Origin of the sequence: Mycobacterium sp. SMC-8 (genome assembly GCF_025263565.1) — a bacterium.
Taxonomy (GTDB): Bacteria; Actinomycetota; Actinomycetes; order Mycobacteriales; family Mycobacteriaceae; genus Mycobacterium.
Window position 1 is genome coordinate 6,028,139 of the sequence record NZ_CP079865.1, and the last position, 18,090, is coordinate 6,046,228.

Below are 18,090 nucleotides of genomic sequence, written 5' to 3' on the forward strand. Positions count from 1 at the left end.
GCGCCACCTTCCTGTCCGCAAGGAGATGCCACGCGATGCTATTCTCCTCCTGCAAGAATGCCAATACCGCGAACGGAGAATGCTCGATGGTCGACCTCGAAATCACCGACGGTCTGGCGGTCATCACCATCGACCGGCCCCATGCGCGCAACGCGATCTCGCTGGAGACCATGGAGCAGCTCGACAAGGCGCTCGACGGCGCCGAGGGAGCCGCCGCGCTGGCGTTGACCGGCGCCGGCGACAAGGCATTCGTCTCGGGCGGCGATCTCAAAGAGCTGAGCGCCCTGCGCACCGAAGAGCAAGCCGCGGCGATGTCGTTCCGGATGCGGTCGATCTGTGACCGCATCGCCGGCTTCCCGGGCCCGGTGCTGGCCGCCCTCAACGGCCATGCCCTCGGCGGCGGTGCGGAGTTCGCGGTGGCCGCCGACATCCGCGTGGCCGCCGACGACATCAAGATCGGCTTCAATCAGGTGGCGTTGGCCATCATGCCCGCGTGGGGCGGGGCCGAGCGGCTGGTGAACCTGGTCGGCTACAGCAGGGCCCTGCTGATCGCCGGCACCGGGCGGATCATGTCGTCCGCGGAGGCCGAACGCATCGGTCTGATCGACCAGGTGATCCCCCGTGCCTCATTCGACGAGCAGTGGCGGCTGATCGCCCGCTCCCTGGCCTCCGCCCCTGCCGGCGAGGTGAAGCGGGTCATGCGCGGTGTGCCCACCACCGAGGCGGTCGCGGCATTCGCCCGCCTGTGGGTCTCCGACGAGCACTGGGCCGCCGCCGACAAGGTCATGAAGAAGGGCAAATAACCCACTAGACGCCGCGCACGGTAGCAAGGAGGGCCCCGCTTCCGGGGCCGGTCCACCCGACATGTTCTCTCTAGACGAGAACGTCATTTCCGATTATGGTCAACCTGTGTCCACCACACAGCGCGCGCTCGCGCCCGAAATCTCCACCTGGCCGAATGACGATCCGCAGCTGATCGGCAGCACCTGCGGCACCTGCGGGTCCACCACGTTCCCGGTGCAGCAGCGCTGCCCGAAGTGCAGCGGCGGCGAGATGTCCGAGGTTCTGCTGCCGCGGCGGGGCACTCTGATCGCCTGGACCACGCAGGGTTTCCCGCCCGGCGCACCGTACAAGGGCCCTACCGGCAAGGACTTCGTGCCGTTCGGCGTCGGCCTCGTCCAGCTCGATGAGGTGATCCGGGTCGAGGGCCGACTCACGGAGAACGATCCGGCGAAGCTGCAGTTCGGCCAGGAGGTCGAGCTCACCATGATCCCGTTCACCACCGACGACGACGGCGCCGAGCTCATCACGTTCGCGTTCCGCCCGATTGACAACTGAGAGGACTGCGACGATGAGCACGTCCGCCAACGCCGCCGGTGAAGTGGCGATCATCGGGGTCGGCCTGCATCCGTTCGGCCGCTTCGACAAGACCGCGATGGAAATGGGCGCCGAGGCGATCCAGTCCGCGCTGACCGACGCAGGCCTCGACTGGAAGGACATCCAGTTCGGGTTCGGCGGCAGCTACGAGGTGTCCAACCCCGACGCTGTCACCCGACTGGTCGGCTTGACCGGCATCACGTTCACCAACGTGTTCAACGCCTGCGCCACCGCGGCGTCGGCCATCCAGCAGACCGCCGACACCATCCGTCTCGGCAAGTACGACATCGGAATCGCGATCGGACTGGACAAGCACCCTCGTGGCGCGTTCACCGACGACCCGGCCAAGCTCGCACTGCCGCAGTGGTATGCCAACAACGGCCAGTTCGTGACCACCAAGTTCTTCGGCATGAAGGCCAACCACTACATCCACAAGCACAACATCTCCGAGGAGACGCTGGCGCGGGTGGCCAACAAGAATTTCCGTAACGGCGTGCTGAACCCGAATGCATTCCGCCGCAAGGAGATCAGCGTCGAGGAGATCATGGCCTCGCCGGTGCTGAACTACCCGCTGCGGCAATACATGTTCTGCGCTCCCGACGAGGGCGCCGCCGCGGTGATCATGTGCCGCGCCGATCTCGCGCACAAGTACACCGACAAGCCGGTGTATGTGCGCGCCAGTGAGATTCGGACCCGAACCTACGGCGCCTACGAGGTGCACGCGACCTCCGCGCCGTTGGACGAGGATCCCTCCCCCACGGTGTACGCCGCCAAGGCCGCGTACGAGGCCGCCGGCATCGGCCCCGAGGACGTCGACATCGCCCAGCTGCAGGACACCGACGCCGGCGCCGAGGTCATCCACATGGCCGAAACGGGCCTGTGCGCCGACGGCGAGCAGGAGAAGCTGCTGGCCGACGGTGCCACCGAGATCGGTGGCAGCATCCCGGTCAACACCGACGGCGGCCTGATCGCCAACGGCGAGCCGATCGGCGCGTCCGGCCTGCGCCAGGTGCACGAACTGGTCCGGCAGCTGCGCGGCGAGGCCGGCGACCGGCAGGTGCCCGGAACGCCGCGCGTCGGGCTCGCCCAGGTTTACGGCGCACCCGGGACGGCCTCCGCGACGATCCTGTCGCTGTAGAGACCGGACACACCGCAGCCATGCCGACACCGGAACCCGGAACACAAGCCACCGACGTGCGGCCGGCGGGCTATCTCTGGTGAGCGGGGTCCGGCGTGTCGAAAAGACCCGGCAGCGGGTCGCCTTCAAGGCGCCGGATCCACGCCTCGCAGAACGCGAACGTCTCGGCGTGGCCGGTGTCCATGCCGAGCGCCCGTTCCATCACCAGGGCCTGCGACACGCTCGTCGCGAACACCGTCCACACCACGGGCGGCACCTCGTCCGACTCCATGCCGTAGCGCTGCAGGGCATCGGAGATCGCACGGTTCTGCTCCTGCCGGAAACGCTCGGCGTAATAGACGATCTCGGCCCGCAACGCCTTGCGATGGTTGGCCAGGCCCATGAACTCCATCGTCAGCCTGGTCGCTTCCGGGGCCGTGCTGAAACGCCACAGCGCCCACAGCGGTTGCGGCGACTGCAGCGCCGTCGACAACACCGCCAGCCCTTCCTCGGCTCGGCGGTGGAACACGGCCAGGAACAGATCCTCCATCGTGCGGAAGTAGTAGTGCACCAACTGAGGTTTCAGCTCGGCCTTGTCGGCAACCCGGCGAGAGGTCACCGCCGCATACCCTTCCTCGATGAGCAGCTGTTCGGCCGCGTCGAGGAGAACCACTCGATTCTTCGCGTCGGGCGCCCCGATACGTCGCGGCGATGCCATGCCTACTCCCACCTCTGTCGTTCGGTGCCCCCACAGCGTGACACCACCGGACCGCACCGGCATGCAGATCGTGACATCACGACCGCCGAGCCGATCTTGACCCTAACTCTCACACCATGCTAAGCAGGTGCTCAGCAATTTTCGCAAGCACGATCAACTCCGCCAGCCTCGGGAGGCCTCGGACATGACCGATTTCGACACCATCGACTACTTCACCGACCCCTCCCTGGTGCCTGACCCCCACCCGTACTTCGATCATCTGCGCAGCAAGTGCCCGGTGACACAGGAGCCGAACTATGGCGTGCTCGCGGTCACCGGCTACGAGGAGGCCGCCGTCGTGCTTAAGGACGCCGACACCTTCTCGTCGTGTATCGCCGTCGCCGGACCGTTCCCGCCGCTGCCGTTCACCCCCGAAGGTGACGACATCACCGACCAGATCACCGCGCACCGGCCGCAGATGCCGATGTTCGAGCACATGGTCACGATGGACCCGCCCGACCACACCAACGCCCGCTCTCTGCTGAACCGACTCCTGACGCCCAGCCGGCTCAAGGAGAACGAGGACTTCATGTGGCGGCTGGCCGACGAGGTTCTCGACGACTTCATCGCCGCGGGCCGCTGCGAGTTTCTGACCGCCTACGCAAAACCGTTCTCACTCCTGGTCATTGCCGACATGCTGGGAGTCCCCGAGGCTGACCACGAGGAGTTCCGCACCGTGCTGGGCGCGCCCCGTCCGGGCGCCAACGTCGGCTCGCTCGATCACAGCGACTTGGTCGGCACCAACCCGCTGGAGTGGCTCGACGAGAAGTTCATCGGCTATCTGGAGGACCGCCGGGAAAATCCGCGCGACGACGTGCTCACGGCGTTGGCCACGGCCAAGTACCCGGACGGCTCGACACCCCCGGTGATCGAAGTGGTCCGGTCGGCCACCTTCCTGTTCGCCGCCGGCCAGGAGACCACCACCAAATTGCTCACCGCCTCCCTGCGCGTGCTCGGTGACCATCCCGAGGTCCAGGAGCGTCTGCGCCGCGACCGCAGCCGCATCCCGGTGTTCATCGAGGAGGCGTTGCGGATGGACGCTCCGGTCAAGAGCCAGTTCCGGTTGGCCAAGAAGAACACCACGGTCGGTGACGTGGACGTTCCGGCGGGCACCACGCTGATGGTGTGCCCGGGGGCGGTGAACCGCGATCCCGGTCGGTTCGAGCATCCGCACGAATTCGACCTCGACCGCAAGAATGTGCGTGAGCACATCGCGTTCGGCCGCGGTGTGCACTCGTGCCCGGGCGGCCCGCTGGCACGCGTGGAGGGTCGCGTGTCCATCGAACGGATCCTGGACCGGATGTCGGACATCGCGATCGACGAGGAGCTGCACGGCCCTCCGGGTGCGCGTCGCTACAACTATGAGCCGACGTTCATCCTGCGCGGGCTCACCGAACTGAACATCACCTTCAACCCGGTTCGTTAGCGGGAGCCGCGATTCCGGCACGCGCACCGAAGCCTCGTTCTAAAATTCGAAAATGGTGTTCTGCAAAGCGGTTCCGATCGTCGCTGCGTCCGTGACCGGACTGGTCACGGCCGGAGTCGTCATCACGGGTGGCACGGCCGGCGCGCAACCCCCACTGCATCACGTCAAGTACACGGTCGGCGCGAGCCAGGACATCGTCAACGCGGAGATCTACTACCGCGAGAAGGATCCGCCGAACTGGGGCGAGTACAGCCACAACCCGTACCTGTACACGCCCAATCAGGAAGCTACCCTCGGCCCGAACAAGCCCTGGGTGTTCGAGACCTGGCTGGCGGACCCGGCGCAGTGGTCCCTCGTTGTGGTGGGCCTGCCGACGGCGCAGACGCCCGCATTGGCCGATCCCGGGTTCGTATGCGAACTGCAGGTCGACGGCGTCGTCGTCGCGACGGATTCAGGCCTTAGGGGCGCGCTCTGCTCGCAGCGCCCCTGGTAGGCCACCTCGCCCAATCACTGAGGAGGTGGATTGCCACCGCCGACCGAGACATCGCCGCGCGCCCAGTAGGAGCGATTGTTTTTGGCGATGCATGTCAGGAACAGCCCGTCCGGCGCCTGCGCCACCTGACCGTCGAGCGCCGGGCACAAGTCGCCTTCGTTCTTGATCCCGTGCATTTCCGGTGAGCGGAACCAGCGCGGCTCGTAGCGCCGTGGCGACCCGCAGAACACCAGCCGACCCCAGTCCGTCACTCCGAACGCGTAATAAGTGGTGTTGGCGCAATAGGACCCAAGAACCACATTGGGCATGATCCCAGGTGTGCAGTTCGGATAGTTGCACGCTTCGCCGGGCGGTGGTGGGGGCGGCTGAGCCGCGGCGGGTGGAGCGGAGATCAGCACGGCGGGGGCCGCTACGGCAGCGAGCGCTGCGACGAGAGATCGCATCCTGACATTTTCCCATGCCCCAGAACGAAATTCTCGCTTTTGGAGAGCTCTACTCTGAGCACCATTAGGCTAGAACCCATGCGCGCTACACGTTTGGTCAGTGGATTCGCCGCGACGGCCCTCGCCGTACTGGGAAGCCTGAACTTCACTCCCGCCGCGCACGCGGACGACCCGGAGTGGGGCGTCAACCTCAGCGGAACGTGGCGCGTCTACTCCGACGGTGACTGGGCACGCACCAACCAGGTGAAGATCAAGCAGCAGTCCGTCCTCGAGACGTGGACGATCAACATGACCTGTGTCAGCCCGATCGAATGCACGGGTGAGGTCAAGAGCTCGCTCGGGTGGACCGGGCCGATCAGGCTCGACGACTTCTACTTCGTCGAGCACGTTGTCCCGAACTGGATGCCTTGTCCCAATGGGACTTTCGCCACCGGCTATCAGAAGTTCCTGCTATGGGGAATGGATCCCCCCACCCAGCGCCGAATCAAGAGGAACATGACCACGATCGCGGGCCGCAACATGACCAAAAGCGACAGCGGTGCCTGCGGGGTCAATCTGTCGAAGGTGATCGAGTTGCCGGTGCGGATGGACCGAATCTCCTAGACCGCGCCGGCTCTCGACGATCCGTCACATCGGCAGCAGGTCCTGCCACGACTTCGGCACACTCCCCGCTGCCACATTCGTGACCTGATGCATCGATCCGTCCGGCGCCAGGTACTCCCCCGTCTGCGGGTTGTACTGCGCCGTTCCGACAGTGGGTATCCCAGAACCGTGGCCGCCGAAGGCGCTTGGCGCGGCCGGGACCGCGCCGGGAGGCGGCGCCGGTGCCACGGGTACGGCCTGCCCCGGCGGCAGCGGTGCCGGAGGAAGGATAGGCGGCTGCGCCGGTGGCGGCGCCCCCGGAACCATCGGGGCGGGCGCACCGACAGGAAACGGGGGTGTGCCGGGCTCCGACACCGGTGGCGTGCCCGCCCGCACCGCCCCCGGCGGCAGCGGCGACCCTTCGACCGGGGTGTAGATCCGGTCCGGTCCCTCGACGAACGAATCGATCGGGACGCCCTGAGACACCAGGTTCGGGTCGAACGGGTACGGCCCCGTGATGTGGTTGCGGATCGCGGTGGGCACGAATCCCCTGGGATCGTTGCAGAGTTCCACGGTGGGAGCCCGTTTGCCGGGGTGTTCAATGCACGGGTAGTTGCGTGCACCGCGAACATTCATCGGCGAATCCTGCGGCAGTTTGCAATACAGGCCGTCCGGGGTGTCGATCGTGGTTTCGTCCTCCGGCGAACGCCACTGCGTCGACGGTAGGAACCCGACGGTGCACGGATTCGGGTCGCTGATCGTCAGCGCGAAATCACCCATCGGCAGACCTGTCGGGCTGTTCTGCGGCAGGCCGAAGGACTGCTGGGCGGCAATGATGCCGGGGAACAGCACGAGAAGCTGTTCGATCGCGGGATTGTAGGTGAGCAAGGTCTGCCCCACGGTGCTCAGATTGGCCAACAGGATCGGCAGCGTCGGCTTCACCTGATTGAGTAACGTGCTGACCTCTTGCGCGAATCCGGGGCCATTCTGCAGGAGCGCACGGACCTGTGGGTCATTCTGGACGACCTGCGCCGAAACACCGTTCAAACTGGCTGCCCAAGTCCGGATCGCATCGGTGGTCTCGGCCTGTGAATCGATGAGTGGACGGCTGTCGTCGATCAGCGAGCGCATCTGGTCGGAGACGCCGTTGACGTCGTCGGTCACCTGTGCAGCCGAGTCGAGCAGCGATCCGAAGTCGGGTCCCGCGCCGTTGAACGCCTTGAAAGTTTCGTCGAGCAGGTCGGGAATCCGGTCCTTCGGGAGGCTGTCGACCAACGCGCTCAACTGATCGAGCATCGGGCCGACCCGCTGCGGCACGGACGTCGCAGTCACCGGGATTCGCGAGCCGTCTTCGAGGAATGGCCCGTCATCGGTTGCCGGTCGCAGATCTACGTACTGCTCACCGACCGCGGACACACTGCGCACCTCAGCCCGCAGGTTGGCAGGGATCTTGGGCGAAGTATCAAGGGACAGTGTGGCTTCGGCCCCCCTCTCGGTCAACGCTACGCTGGTGACCTTGCCGACCTGGACGCCGCGGTAGGTCACGTTGCTGAACCGGTAGAGACCGCCCGACTCGGGCAATTCCAGAGTCACGGCGAGCCGGCCTACTCCCAGCAGCGTGGGCACCTGCATGTAGGTGAACAGCATCACCGCCACGCCGACTATCGACGCAATGGTGAAAATGATCAGCTGGTTTCGGACGAAGCGGGTGAGCATCAGCCACCTCCTCCAGGTGTCGGCACCGCAGGTGCAGGCGGCGCATCGGGTGGTGGCGGCGTCCGCCCCGCGTACGGGCCGGCGAAAATCTGGTCACCGCGCAGTGGTTGCGCCTGTGGCAGCCACGGCGCGGCCGGAGGCGGCGGCAGCACCGGCAGGATCGGCTCGGCAGGGATGACAGGCGCCGGCGCGGGAGCGGCACCCTCGGCCGGCACCGGCACAGCCTCTTGCGGAGGAGGCGCAACCCCGAAATTCAATGGATTGTAGGCATAGTTCAAGTAGTACGGATCACCCGGCGCGGGAATCAGTTTCGCGTTCTCGTCACCCCACCGCGTCCCCAGGAGCAGCGTCTTCTTCAGGCGTGGATAGGTGATGTCGAAAATTGCGTACAGGTTGATGAAGTCGCCTTTGGTGATGCGATCGGCGAACGTCGGCCCGTACGGGAACGCGCTGGCCCACAGCACCGCCTCATTCAGATCGGGTCCGATGTCCGCGAGCGCACCCAGGACGGGGCCGAGGTTCTCCAGGTTCTTGACGAGATCGTCGCCCGCGTCGTTCACGAGTTGGGTGGCGGTATCGCTGAACGTGCCGAGCCGATCGAGCGCGGTGGTGAAGGTCGGCCGCTCCCTGATCAGTACGTCGATTGCCGGTGGGATCTCTTCAAGCGCCCGGTCGATCACCTCACGCTGATCGGCGAATGTTCCTGCCACGCGGCGCAACTGCTGTATAGAGGCGATGATGTTCTCGCGCTGCTCGGCGAGGACGCCGACGAAATTGTCCAGCCTGGTGAGCAGTTCGCGAATTTCGGGCTCACGCCCTGACAGCGCGGTGTTCATGTTGTGGATGACGTCGCCGATCTGGCCCAGGCCGCCTCCGTTGGCGACAGTGGACAACGACGACAGAGTCTGCTCGGTGGTCGGATACGTGGACGACGAGTTCAGCGGGAGGGTGGATCCCGGTTCGAGCCGTCCGGACGGCTTGTCCCCCAGCGGTGGGTTCAGCGCCAGGTGCATCGACCCCAGCAGGCTGGTCTGCCCCACAGTCGCCACGGCATTCGCCGGAACCACCACATCGGGCTTCACCGAGATCTCTACCTCGGCGTGCCAATTCTGCACGGTCATCTTGCCCACGCTGCCGACGACGACGTCGTCAATCATGACCGGCGAATTCGACTCCAGCGTGGCGACATTGGGCACCTGAACGTGGTAGGTAATCGCGTCGGGACCCCGCCCCACCGCCCCCGGCAGCGGCAGAGAGTTCACCCCCTGAAATGCACAGCCTGAAAGGGACAGAGCGACAGCACAACCGACCACTGTCAACTGCTTCATACCGCTTCTCATGATGGCGGCATCCCTTCCGCAGGCAATAGGGGCGCGTCGGGTGGCACCGGCGCCGCCGGAGCGGGCGTGGAGGGCAGCAGCAGCCCATCGACTGTCTGTGCCGGGATGTTCGACTGAATGTTGGGCGGCCCCGGAATCGGTGCACCGGGGTACAACGCCGGTGACGGCGTCGCCGGAGCATCGGGATCCGGCTGGTAGATCCCTGGCGGTCCGGGCGGTGCGCCCCACCCCGGCGGCGGCGGGATGTCGCCGGAACCCGTGTATGCGGACACGGTCGGTGGTATCTCGGCCGGATCGCCCGGTCCCACGCCTCCCGGCGCGAGCTTGGGATCGGTGTAGATCAACCGCTCAGGACTCACCGCCGGCCGCAAGTACGCGTTGATAGGGAACGGCAGATTGTGAATGGGTACCGAGCGCAACGCGGGTCCGAGGTACTGCGAGCAGAGCTTGGCGGTCTCGGGCGCGGTCGTGTTGGCGACAGCGCCGATGAGACCGCACACGAACCACACCGGGTTCGAGAAGTTGGATACCGAGAAAGCGCCGGTCACCGACCCGCCGTTCGGGTAATAGATGTTCTCGAAGTTCGCGATCGCATTTGGCGTGATGTGGAGGACGTTCTCGAGCGCCAACTTGTTGTCGGCAAGCACCTGCATGACCTGACCGAGGCTGCGGATCTGTTCGGTGGTCTGGTCCCTGCTGCCGACCACGAACCGCTGTACCTCACCGATGGCGAAGGACAGGTCGGTCAGGGCGGCGTCGAGGTCGGACCGGCTGTCGTTGACAACGCTGGTCAGCGTGGCGAGACGGTTCTGGAACAGGACGATCTGGTCCTTGCTGTCGCGCAGCGCGGACACGAACACCTGCAGGTTCTTGATGATGTCGACGATGTTGCCGCTGCCCTCGGCGAAGATCCGCGCCACACCGGAGAGTTGCCGCAGCGTTTCGCGCAGTTTCTCCCCGTTGCCTTCCATCGCATTGGCGGCGCTGTCGACGAAGCGCGAGATCGATGTTCCGTTCACTCCGGTCTGTGGGCCCAATTCCTCTGAGAGGCGCATCAATTGAGTTTTGACTTCATCCCATTCGACCGGGACCGCGGTCTGGTTCTCGGGGATGACGCCCCCGTCGTCCATCGTCGGCCCGCCGCCGTCCCGGTAGGCCGGGGTGAGCTGGACATAGCGAGCGGCCACCAGGTTCTGCGCCACGATGACGGCCTTCGCGTCGGCGGGGACGGGCACTCCCCTGTCGACCTTGAGCGTCATCTTCGTCAGCGTGCCCTCAGGCTCGATCTTGTCGATCGAGCCGACCTTGACGCCCGACACCCGCACCTCGTCGCCCGGATAGATCGCGGTCGCCGTCGGGAAGTAGGCCGTGATGGTCTTCGGGCCGAAGAACACCTGCCGGACGAGGAAGGCCGCGCCGGCGATCAGCAGAATGGCCAGCACGATCGCCGTGCCCGCCACCAGCCGCTTACGGGTTGCCATCATTGGGGAGGTCTCCAGGCTGCGGAAGGCTGTTGACAGGGAACGGGAGTTCAGCTCGCGGTCCGGCGTTGTCCGGCGGCTGCCCCTGTTCGACACCGCGCCGGAATCCGAAGGCGTATTCCAGGAACGGCTGCAACAGCTGTGCGGGTTGGATGTTCGGAATCAGCGCGTTGTAATACGCACCGTTGGAGACGATCTCACCCTGCGTGAGGTAGTACTTCGCCGCACCCGGGAGCATCTTGGCGAGGTTGTCGCGGTTCCTCTCCAACATGCGCGTCACGTTGTTGAGCCGTTCCAGCGCCGGCGCGAGTTCTGCTTCGTTGTCGGCGACCAAACCCGACAACTGCTGCGACACCGTCGAGATGTTGGCGAGCAGGCTCGTGATCGCGTAGCGACGGTCATTGAGCACTGCCAGTAGGTCGTTGGAGTTGAGGATCAGCGCGTTGACCTGCCTGCTGCGCTCGGAGAAGATCCCGGTCACCTCTCCGGCGGTCCGGAGTAGTTCGGCGAGGCTTTCGTTACGGCTGTTGAGCGACTGGGACAGCCGCGACAAGCCGTCGAACGTCGGGCCAAGTTGTGGTGCGATCTGGTCCAGCGTCTCAGACAGGGTGTCCAGTGACTGGTTCAGCGCACCGGTGTCGGTGTCGGCGGTGTTTTCGGTCAACTCACTCACTGCATCCGTCAATGAGTACGGCGACGATGTCCGACTCGTCGGAATCACGTGCTGCGGATCGAGGGTGCCGCTGCCCTGGGAGTCGAGCGCGAGGACACGCTCACCCAGCAGCGTTCCGGTGCGGATATGGGCCGTGGTGTCGGAGCCCAGCGCGTACTTGCCGCCGATGGTGAACCCGACGAGTGCGTCGCCGTTTTCGAGCTTGATCGACGATACGGAGCCGACCTTGATGCCGGATACGGTGACGTCGTTGCCGACGGTGAGGCCGCCGGCTTCGGTGAACAGTGCCTGGTAACGAACTGCCGTCGCCCAGGACATCAGTCGTTCCGGCTGCAGGCCGACGGTGATGACCAGGATGATCAAGACAACGCCGATGAAGCCTGCCTTGGCGAGTTGAGAACCGCGGTATTTGAGCATTACTCGTCCACGCACCTTCCCTCTTCTTGCTTGATCCAGGGGAAGACCACCGTGCGTCCCTCCAGATCACTGGCGCGGAAGGTGATACCGCAGATGTAGTACGGGAACCATGCGCCGTACGACCCGACACGAGCGAGCTTGCGGTAGATCTCGGGCAGACGCTGAAGCGTCGCGTCGAGTCGATCCAGATCGTTGTCCACCAGCGGCGCAAGCCTGTTCAGCTCGTCGACGGTGTTGGCCAACGGTGCCCGGCCCCTGCCGAGCAGGTCCGCCAGCGATGCGGTGCCGTTGTCCAAAGCCGTGATAGCGGTGCCGATCGGATCCCGGTCGGCCGTCAGTCCGCTGACCAGCTGTTCGAGTTTGTCGATCGCACCCGAGAATTCGTCGCCGTCTTTGGCGAGCGTGTCGAGCACCGTACGCAGGTCGACGACCAACTCCTCGATGACCTGATTGTTGTCGGCCAGCGAGTTGCTGAACGACGATGTTCTGGAGAACAAGGAGTCCAGTGTTCCTCCCTGTCCCTGGAGTATCTGGATCAGCGACGATGTCAGCCCGTTGACGTCTTCGGGATTGAGACCCTGGATCACCGGTTTGAGCCCGCCGAGCAGCACGTCGAGATCGAGGGCCGGAGCGGTCCGGTCCTCGGGGATCTGTCCTCCTGCAGGGACGATCTGGTTGGAGTCGGGTGTGTCAATCAGTTCCAGATAGCGGTCTCCGACCAGGTTCAGATAGCGGATCGCGGCGTTGGTTCCGGTCGTCAGCACGGTGTTGCGGTCGGCGTCGAAGGTCACCAGCACACTGCGGTCGGCCTGCAGTTCGACGTCTTTGACGGTGCCGACCCGGATACCGGCGATCCGCACGGTATCTCCGGATTTCAGTCGGGACGCGTCCTTGAAGACCGCGGTGTATTCGTTGGCCGCACCGGTTCTGGTGTCGCTGAACACCAGAAACAGGAAGGCGGTCAACATGGCCATCACGAGGCCGAAGATCGTGAACTTAATGAGGGTGCCGGTGGAGCGCGTCATCCGGGCATTCCGATCTGTGCGGTGTTGCGCGGTGGCCCGTCAAGAGGTCCGAACAGCCAGTTCTTCAATCCCTCTGAATTCAGGAGGATGCCCGCGTTGCCGTACTGCGCGGGGTTGGACCCGACGTCGCCGACGATGAGCGGAGGAACGAACTCGGCCGGCATCTCGGGCAGGCCCAGTTCCGCGCAGTAGTCGCGGCCACCACTCTTGGCCGCCACCTTCGGGAGGTCGCGCGGGTAACGGTAGCGCTCGACGCCCAGCGTCAGACCGGCGGAGACGAAGATTCCGGAGAACTGGGGCGGCGACTTCGCGAACGGAACCAGACCGCCGATGCCGCACCACAACGACTTCTTGTACAGGTTCAACAGACCGGTGGTGGGTTCGAGCTTGTGGAGCACGTCGGTCAGCGCCTCGCGATTGCTCCCGACCACGTCGTTGCCAAGGTCTGCCAAACCTATTGAGCTGACCAAGAATTGGTCCAGGTTTTCCTGCTCGTCGACGATGGAGTTGCTCAGTGTCGTGGTGTTCTCGACCGTCGCAACCAGATCAGACCCGGCGTCGGCGTAGGCCTCCAGTGCGGGCACTGAGGCTTCGATGTCGTGGGAGAGGTTCGCCAGGCTGGGTTCGATCTTGGCCAGCAGCGCGTTGAAATCAGTAAGCGTCTCACCGAACTTCTCCCCGCGGCCACTGAATGCCTGCGAGATCGCTCCGAGGGTTTCGTTGAGCTTGGTGGGCTCGACGCTGTCGAGCACCTGAACCAGGCGCTGGAAGACGGTGTTGATCTCGACGGTGACATGGTCACCTGTGAGCACCTGCCCCTTCTGCAGCGCACCGCTCGGGTTCTTCGGGGCTTCGAGTTGGACGAACTTGGCGCCGAAGACTGTCGACGACGCGATGTCGACCTGAACGTTGGACGGGATGAGGTGTAACTGGGAGGGGTCCATGTCCAGCTGCAGCGCTGCTGTGCCGTCCGGCCGGTAGTCGATCGAACGGACGCTGCCGACCTGCACGCCACGCATCTTGACCTTGGCGTCAGGGTTCATCACCAGCCCGGCACGGTTCGAGATCACGGTGACGGGAACGGTTTCGGTGAACTTTCCGGCGAACAAACCGATCGAGACCGCAAGCACCACGAGCAGTGCGACAACCAGTACGAGGCCGGCCAAGGGCCGGGCAAGATTTCGATTCAACGCGTCTCCCTAGCCCGACAGGTTGAAGTTGCCGTTGGAACCGTAGATCGACAGTGACACCAGAAGGGTCACCGAGACCACCACGACCAGGGAGGTGCGCACGGCGTTGCCGACCGCGGCACCCACCCCCGACGGGCCGCCGGAGGCGAAGTAGCCGAAGTAGGTGTGCACCAACAAGATCGCGATCGCCATCAACACCGCCTGCAAGAACGACCACAGCAGATCGATCGGGTTGAGGAAGGTGTCGAAATAGTGGTCATAGAGCCCACCGGACTGGCCGAACAACACCACGGTGGTGAACTGCGACGCCAGAAACGACAAGATCACCGCGATCGAGTACAACGGCGCGATCGCCACCATCCCGGCCACGATGCGGGTCGACACCAGATACTCCACCGGCCGGATCCCCATCGACTCCAACGCATCGATCTCCTCGTTGATCCGCATCGCACCCAGCTGCGCAGTCACCCCGGCACCGAACGTCGCGGCCAAGCCGATACCAGCCACCACCGGCGCGGCGATACGCACGTTGATGAACGCCGCCAAAAACCCGGTGAGCGCCTCGATACCGATGTTGCCCAACGACGAATAACCCTGAATCGCCAAAGTCCCGCCGGCGGCCAACGTCAAAAACCCGACGATCACCACAGTGCCACCGATCATCGCCAACGTCCCCGCACCCATCGAGATCTCAGCGATCAGCCGGATGATCTCCTTGCGGAAATGCACCGCCGCATGCGGCACGCCGGCCAGGGCCCGACCATAGAACAGCGTGTGATCACCGATACGCGAAAGCACATCCACCGGCCGACCCGCGTAACCGACCAGCCGCGGAAACCGCGACCGCAGAATCGTCGAAGTACCCATCGCCGCTATCCCGTCGTCATCCGGATACCGATGGCCGTGACCACCACATTGATCACGAACAACGCCATGAACGCATACACCACCGTCTCGTTGACCGCATTACCCACCGCCTTGGCACCACCGCCACTGATGGTCAACCCCCGATAGCACGCCACCAACCCGGCGATCAACCCGAACAACGCCGCCTTGACACACGAGATGATCACCTCGGGCACCCCGGTCAGCAGCGTGATCCCCGCCGCGAACGCACCAGGGTTCACGTCCTGGACGAAGATCGAGAAGAAATAACCACCCAGGATCCCGATGATCACCACCAGGCTGTTGAGCAGCAGCGCCACCAAACCCGAGGCCAGCATCCGCGGCGTCACCAGCCGCTGCACCGGATTGATACCCAGCACCTCCATCGCGTCGATCTCCTCACGGATAGTGCGCGACCCCAGATCAGCACACATCGCCGTGGCCCCCGCCCCGGCCACAATCAACACCGTGACCAGCGGACCCACCTGCGTCACCGCACCGAACGCCGCACCCGCCCCAGACAAATCAGCAGCACCCAACTCACGCAGCAAGATGTTCAACGTGAACGACACCAACACCGTGAACGGAATCGCCACCAACAACGTCGGCGCCATCGACACCCGCGCAACAAACCACGACTGCTCCAAAAACTCCCGCCACTGAAACGGCCGCACAAACACATAACGCACCGCATCCAAGGCCATCGAGAAAAACCCGCCAACAGCCTGCATCGCACCCGACAAACCATTCGGCAACGAAATCCCGGTCGACCAGCGCTCCGGTCCCTTAGCCGCCATCAGGCCCCTCCAAGATCGTGACCGCCGCTACGGCCGTCGGGCCGCCGACTGTGTGCGCCAATCCGATTCGGGCGCCGTCGACCTGGTTGACCGCCTCGCCTCGCAGCTGGGCGAACAACTCGACACATTGCGCCACACCGGTGGCGCCGGGCGGGTGCCCCTTGGCCTTGAGGCCACCGCTGGGATTCACCGGAAGTGCGCCGCCCACGCTGGTCACCTCGGCTTCGAGAAGCTTGTAGCCACCCATCCTTTCGGCGAAGCCGAGGTCCTCGTAACTCATCAGCTCGATACCGGTCAGGAAGTCGTACACCTCGGCGACGTCGACATCGGTCGGCGTCCTGCCTGCCATGGCGTAGGCCTGCTTGGCTGCTCTGGTCGTCGCCGGAAACGTCGTCAGGTCCAACTTGTGCTGGTGCATCACCGAATCCAGACCGATTCCGACGCCGCTGATCCAAACAGGCCGGTCGGTGAACCGGTCGACGACGTCGTCGGCGGCGATCACCAATGCTGCGGCGCCGTCGCTCTGCGGCGCGCAGTCGTACAGCCGGAACGGGGTCACCACCGTTGGTGCGTTCAGGGCCTGCTCCATCGTGATCTCAAAGCGCAACCGCGCGTTGGGGTTGTTGACTCCGTGGCGGTGGTTCTTGACCGCCACCATGGCTAAGTGTTCTTCAGTTGCCGGAGATTCGTGGAGATATCGACGAACGTGTAAGGCGAATCCTGCCGGAGCCACCAGACCGAGCGGGTAATCCCAGGCCATGTCGCGGACCATCGCCTCCCACTCCCACAGCATCTCGGCACTCGTGGTGTCGCGCAACTTGTCCGCACCCATCACCAGTGCCACGTCGAAGGCGCCCGAGGCGACCGCGAACAACGCATTGCGGATCGCGTCATGGCCCGTCGCGCAGGAGTTCTCGACACGGGTCACCGGTAGGTCGGGCAGGCCGAGCGTGTCGGCGAGAATACCGGATGGAAAGCCGTCGGCGGTGCCCATCGCGCCGAACCACGCAGCCTGAAGGTCCGCCTTCGACAAGCCCTTGTCCACGGTGCGGGCACACGCGGAGAACGCCATGGGCAGCAGGTCTTTCATCCCCAGCGCGAAATGCTCCCCGAACGGCGTCATGCCGGCGCCGACGATCGCCACCCTCCTCATGCAGCCCCCCTGACCCCGGACTGCGCCGGGTGGGGTTCGAAAGCGTAGCCGTAGTCCGGCACACCGGACCGGACCGCCACGCGCCGCAGCACCAGGCGCCCGTGATGGCCGATGTCGACGGTGCCGGCCTCAGCTCCGGTCACCTTGACCAGCGCGCGCACCCCGACACCGTCGAGCTCGACGATGACCAAGGTGTACGGGGTCCGGAGGCCTGGGACCGGGATGTGCACCGTCGTCTCGGTGTACACCGTGCCGGTCCGCGGCAGCGGAACCAGTTCGTAATCGGTGGCCAGCACGCCGTCGTCACCGACGCGGTAGCGCGGCGGAAAGTCGAGATCCTCCGAATCGCCGAATCGGCCCGCCTCCCAACGTACCTTGGCCTCAAAGGCCCTCTCGTAGGCGGCCAGCGAGATCGGAATTTCCGCGTCGGCGGCGAAGACGCCATCGGGCACCGGACGAGGCTGGGGTTCTCTACGGTGGGTCTGGGCGCTGCCGCCGCTGACGTTGATGCCGGACAGGATCGCCTGCTCGACGGCGACCAGCGGTCCGGTCCTGCCCCCCTCGGCGACGGCGGCGAGCGCGAACAGGCTCGCACTGGCGCCCGAGGTGGGCAGGGCCGGTGGATCCGGCAGACAGAGTTCGATTGCTCGTTCGTGGTCGACCCCGGCCACCGCGACGGGCGTGTCCAGCCAGGCTGCCGCCAATGACGCGATCAAGCCGCGTTCGTGAAGAAGTCGCGGATCTCCGTAGTCGTGCACGTCGCCGGTGGCCTTGCGGGTGCGCACCGGCAGGCTGCGCGCGACCCGGGCAGCGGTGCGCACCTGCAGGCCGTGCTCACCCGTGACGATCGCCGCGGCGCCGGCCGGGGCCAGGTCCGCCCCGATGATCAGCGTGCGCGGCCGCGCCGAGCTGACGGCGTCCACGGTGGCCGGCGCCCCTCCCAGACGCTCGTCGACCTCCAGCTCCGGATCCAGCCCGAGACCGGCCAGTAGTACCGCCGCATTGCTGCTTTCCAGCAGCGGCAGATCGCGGCTGACGAACACCACCCGCTCGACCGCATCGCCACCCGTCAGCGCCGCACGGCCGGCCTCCACGGCCATCGTGACGGCGTCCTCGTCATCACCGGCGACCCGCCGCAGGGGCGTACCCCAGCACGGCAGGTAGGTGCCGACGGATGCGACGTAAGGCATTGGCGGAACTTCCGGGTAAGGACGGCGA

At 65.2% G+C, this 18,090-nt stretch carries 18 protein-coding genes; 6 read left to right on the forward strand and 12 right to left on the reverse strand.

What is annotated here, in order from left to right; all coding sequences use genetic code 11:
* Window positions 1-86: 86 nt before the first annotated feature.
* From KXD97_RS28895 to KXD97_RS28905, 3 genes are all read left to right on the forward strand, one after another.
* Window positions 87-803: an enoyl-CoA hydratase/isomerase family protein gene (locus tag KXD97_RS28895; RefSeq protein ID WP_260754425.1), complete on the forward strand. Its 717-nt coding sequence runs from the start codon at window positions 87-89 to the stop codon at window positions 801-803.
* Between the two features lie 61 nt (window positions 804-864).
* Window positions 865-1,338 (forward strand): Zn-ribbon domain-containing OB-fold protein, encoded by a 474-nt coding sequence (locus tag KXD97_RS28900; protein ID WP_260754428.1) that lies wholly within the window; start codon window positions 865-867, stop codon window positions 1,336-1,338.
* A 13-nt stretch (window positions 1,339-1,351) separates the two neighbouring features.
* Window positions 1,352-2,515: a thiolase family protein gene (locus KXD97_RS28905; protein WP_260754430.1), complete on the forward strand. Its 1,164-nt coding sequence runs from the start codon at window positions 1,352-1,354 to the stop codon at window positions 2,513-2,515.
* A gap of 70 nt (window positions 2,516-2,585) precedes the next feature.
* Here the strand turns inward: KXD97_RS28905 and KXD97_RS28910 are convergent, their stop codons facing one another.
* Window positions 2,586-3,212, reverse strand: a complete 627-nt coding sequence (locus KXD97_RS28910) for a TetR/AcrR family transcriptional regulator (RefSeq protein WP_260754431.1) — start codon at window positions 3,210-3,212, stop codon at window positions 2,586-2,588.
* A gap of 184 nt (window positions 3,213-3,396) precedes the next feature.
* Between KXD97_RS28910 and KXD97_RS28915 the strand changes: the two genes are divergently transcribed.
* The gene (locus KXD97_RS28915) at window positions 3,397-4,677 is read left to right on the forward strand and encodes a cytochrome P450 (protein ID WP_260754432.1); all 1,281 of its coding nucleotides are present in this window, start codon (window positions 3,397-3,399) and stop codon (window positions 4,675-4,677) included.
* Window positions 4,678-4,729: 52 nt separating this feature from the next.
* Window positions 4,730-5,170 carry a hypothetical protein gene (locus KXD97_RS28920; protein ID WP_260754433.1) on the forward strand — a complete coding sequence of 147 codons (441 nt, stop codon included), beginning with the start codon at window positions 4,730-4,732 and terminating at the stop codon, window positions 5,168-5,170.
* Window positions 5,171-5,184: 14 nt separating this feature from the next.
* Here the strand turns inward: KXD97_RS28920 and KXD97_RS28925 are convergent, their stop codons facing one another.
* The gene (locus tag KXD97_RS28925) at window positions 5,185-5,613 is read right to left on the reverse strand and encodes a hypothetical protein (RefSeq protein ID WP_260754434.1); all 429 of its coding nucleotides are present in this window, start codon (window positions 5,611-5,613) and stop codon (window positions 5,185-5,187) included.
* 78 nt (window positions 5,614-5,691) lie between these two features.
* Here KXD97_RS28925 and KXD97_RS28930 point away from each other — a divergent pair, with 78 nt between their 5' ends.
* A complete protein-coding gene (locus tag KXD97_RS28930; RefSeq protein ID WP_260754435.1) occupies window positions 5,692-6,216 on the forward strand; it encodes a hypothetical protein in 525 nt (174 codons plus the stop codon).
* Between the two features lie 24 nt (window positions 6,217-6,240).
* Here the strand turns inward: KXD97_RS28930 and KXD97_RS28935 are convergent, their stop codons facing one another.
* From KXD97_RS28935 to KXD97_RS28980, 10 genes are read right to left on the reverse strand one after another with little or no spacing between them, the layout of a single operon-like run.
* On the reverse strand, window positions 6,241-7,911 hold the full coding sequence (locus tag KXD97_RS28935) for an MCE family protein (RefSeq protein WP_260754436.1): 1,671 nt from the start codon (window positions 7,909-7,911) through the stop codon (window positions 6,241-6,243).
* Window positions 7,911-9,239 carry an MCE family protein gene (locus KXD97_RS28940; protein WP_260754437.1) on the reverse strand — a complete coding sequence of 443 codons (1,329 nt, stop codon included), beginning with the start codon at window positions 9,237-9,239 and terminating at the stop codon, window positions 7,911-7,913. Before KXD97_RS28940 ends, KXD97_RS28935 begins: the two co-directional genes overlap by 1 nt.
* Before the next feature lie 8 nt (window positions 9,240-9,247).
* Window positions 9,248-10,735 (reverse strand): MCE family protein, encoded by a 1,488-nt coding sequence (locus KXD97_RS28945; protein ID WP_260754438.1) that lies wholly within the window; start codon window positions 10,733-10,735, stop codon window positions 9,248-9,250.
* Complete coding sequence (locus KXD97_RS28950) at window positions 10,719-11,822, reverse strand: MCE family protein (protein WP_260758199.1); 1,104 nt, start codon at window positions 11,820-11,822, stop codon at window positions 10,719-10,721. The genes KXD97_RS28945 and KXD97_RS28950 overlap by 17 nt, the downstream gene beginning before the upstream one ends.
* Window positions 11,822-12,847, reverse strand: coding sequence for an MCE family protein (locus KXD97_RS28955; protein WP_260754443.1), 1,026 nt, complete (start codon window positions 12,845-12,847; stop codon window positions 11,822-11,824). The genes KXD97_RS28950 and KXD97_RS28955 overlap by 1 nt, the downstream gene beginning before the upstream one ends.
* Complete coding sequence (locus tag KXD97_RS28960; protein ID WP_260754444.1) at window positions 12,844-14,037, reverse strand: MCE family protein; 1,194 nt, start codon at window positions 14,035-14,037, stop codon at window positions 12,844-12,846. Before KXD97_RS28960 ends, KXD97_RS28955 begins: the two co-directional genes overlap by 4 nt.
* 9 nt (window positions 14,038-14,046) lie before the next feature.
* Window positions 14,047-14,904 carry an ABC transporter permease gene (locus tag KXD97_RS28965; RefSeq protein WP_260754446.1) on the reverse strand — a complete coding sequence of 286 codons (858 nt, stop codon included), beginning with the start codon at window positions 14,902-14,904 and terminating at the stop codon, window positions 14,047-14,049.
* A 5-nt stretch (window positions 14,905-14,909) separates the two neighbouring features.
* Window positions 14,910-15,719 (reverse strand): ABC transporter permease, encoded by an 810-nt coding sequence (locus KXD97_RS28970; protein ID WP_260754447.1) that lies wholly within the window; start codon window positions 15,717-15,719, stop codon window positions 14,910-14,912.
* Window positions 15,709-16,872: a thiolase C-terminal domain-containing protein gene (locus KXD97_RS28975; RefSeq protein WP_260754451.1), complete on the reverse strand. Its 1,164-nt coding sequence runs from the start codon at window positions 16,870-16,872 to the stop codon at window positions 15,709-15,711. Before KXD97_RS28975 ends, KXD97_RS28970 begins: the two co-directional genes overlap by 11 nt.
* The gene (locus tag KXD97_RS28980) at window positions 16,869-18,062 is read right to left on the reverse strand and encodes a Zn-ribbon domain-containing OB-fold protein (RefSeq protein WP_260754453.1); all 1,194 of its coding nucleotides are present in this window, start codon (window positions 18,060-18,062) and stop codon (window positions 16,869-16,871) included. The genes KXD97_RS28975 and KXD97_RS28980 overlap by 4 nt, the downstream gene beginning before the upstream one ends.
* Window positions 18,063-18,090 lie beyond the last annotated feature (28 nt).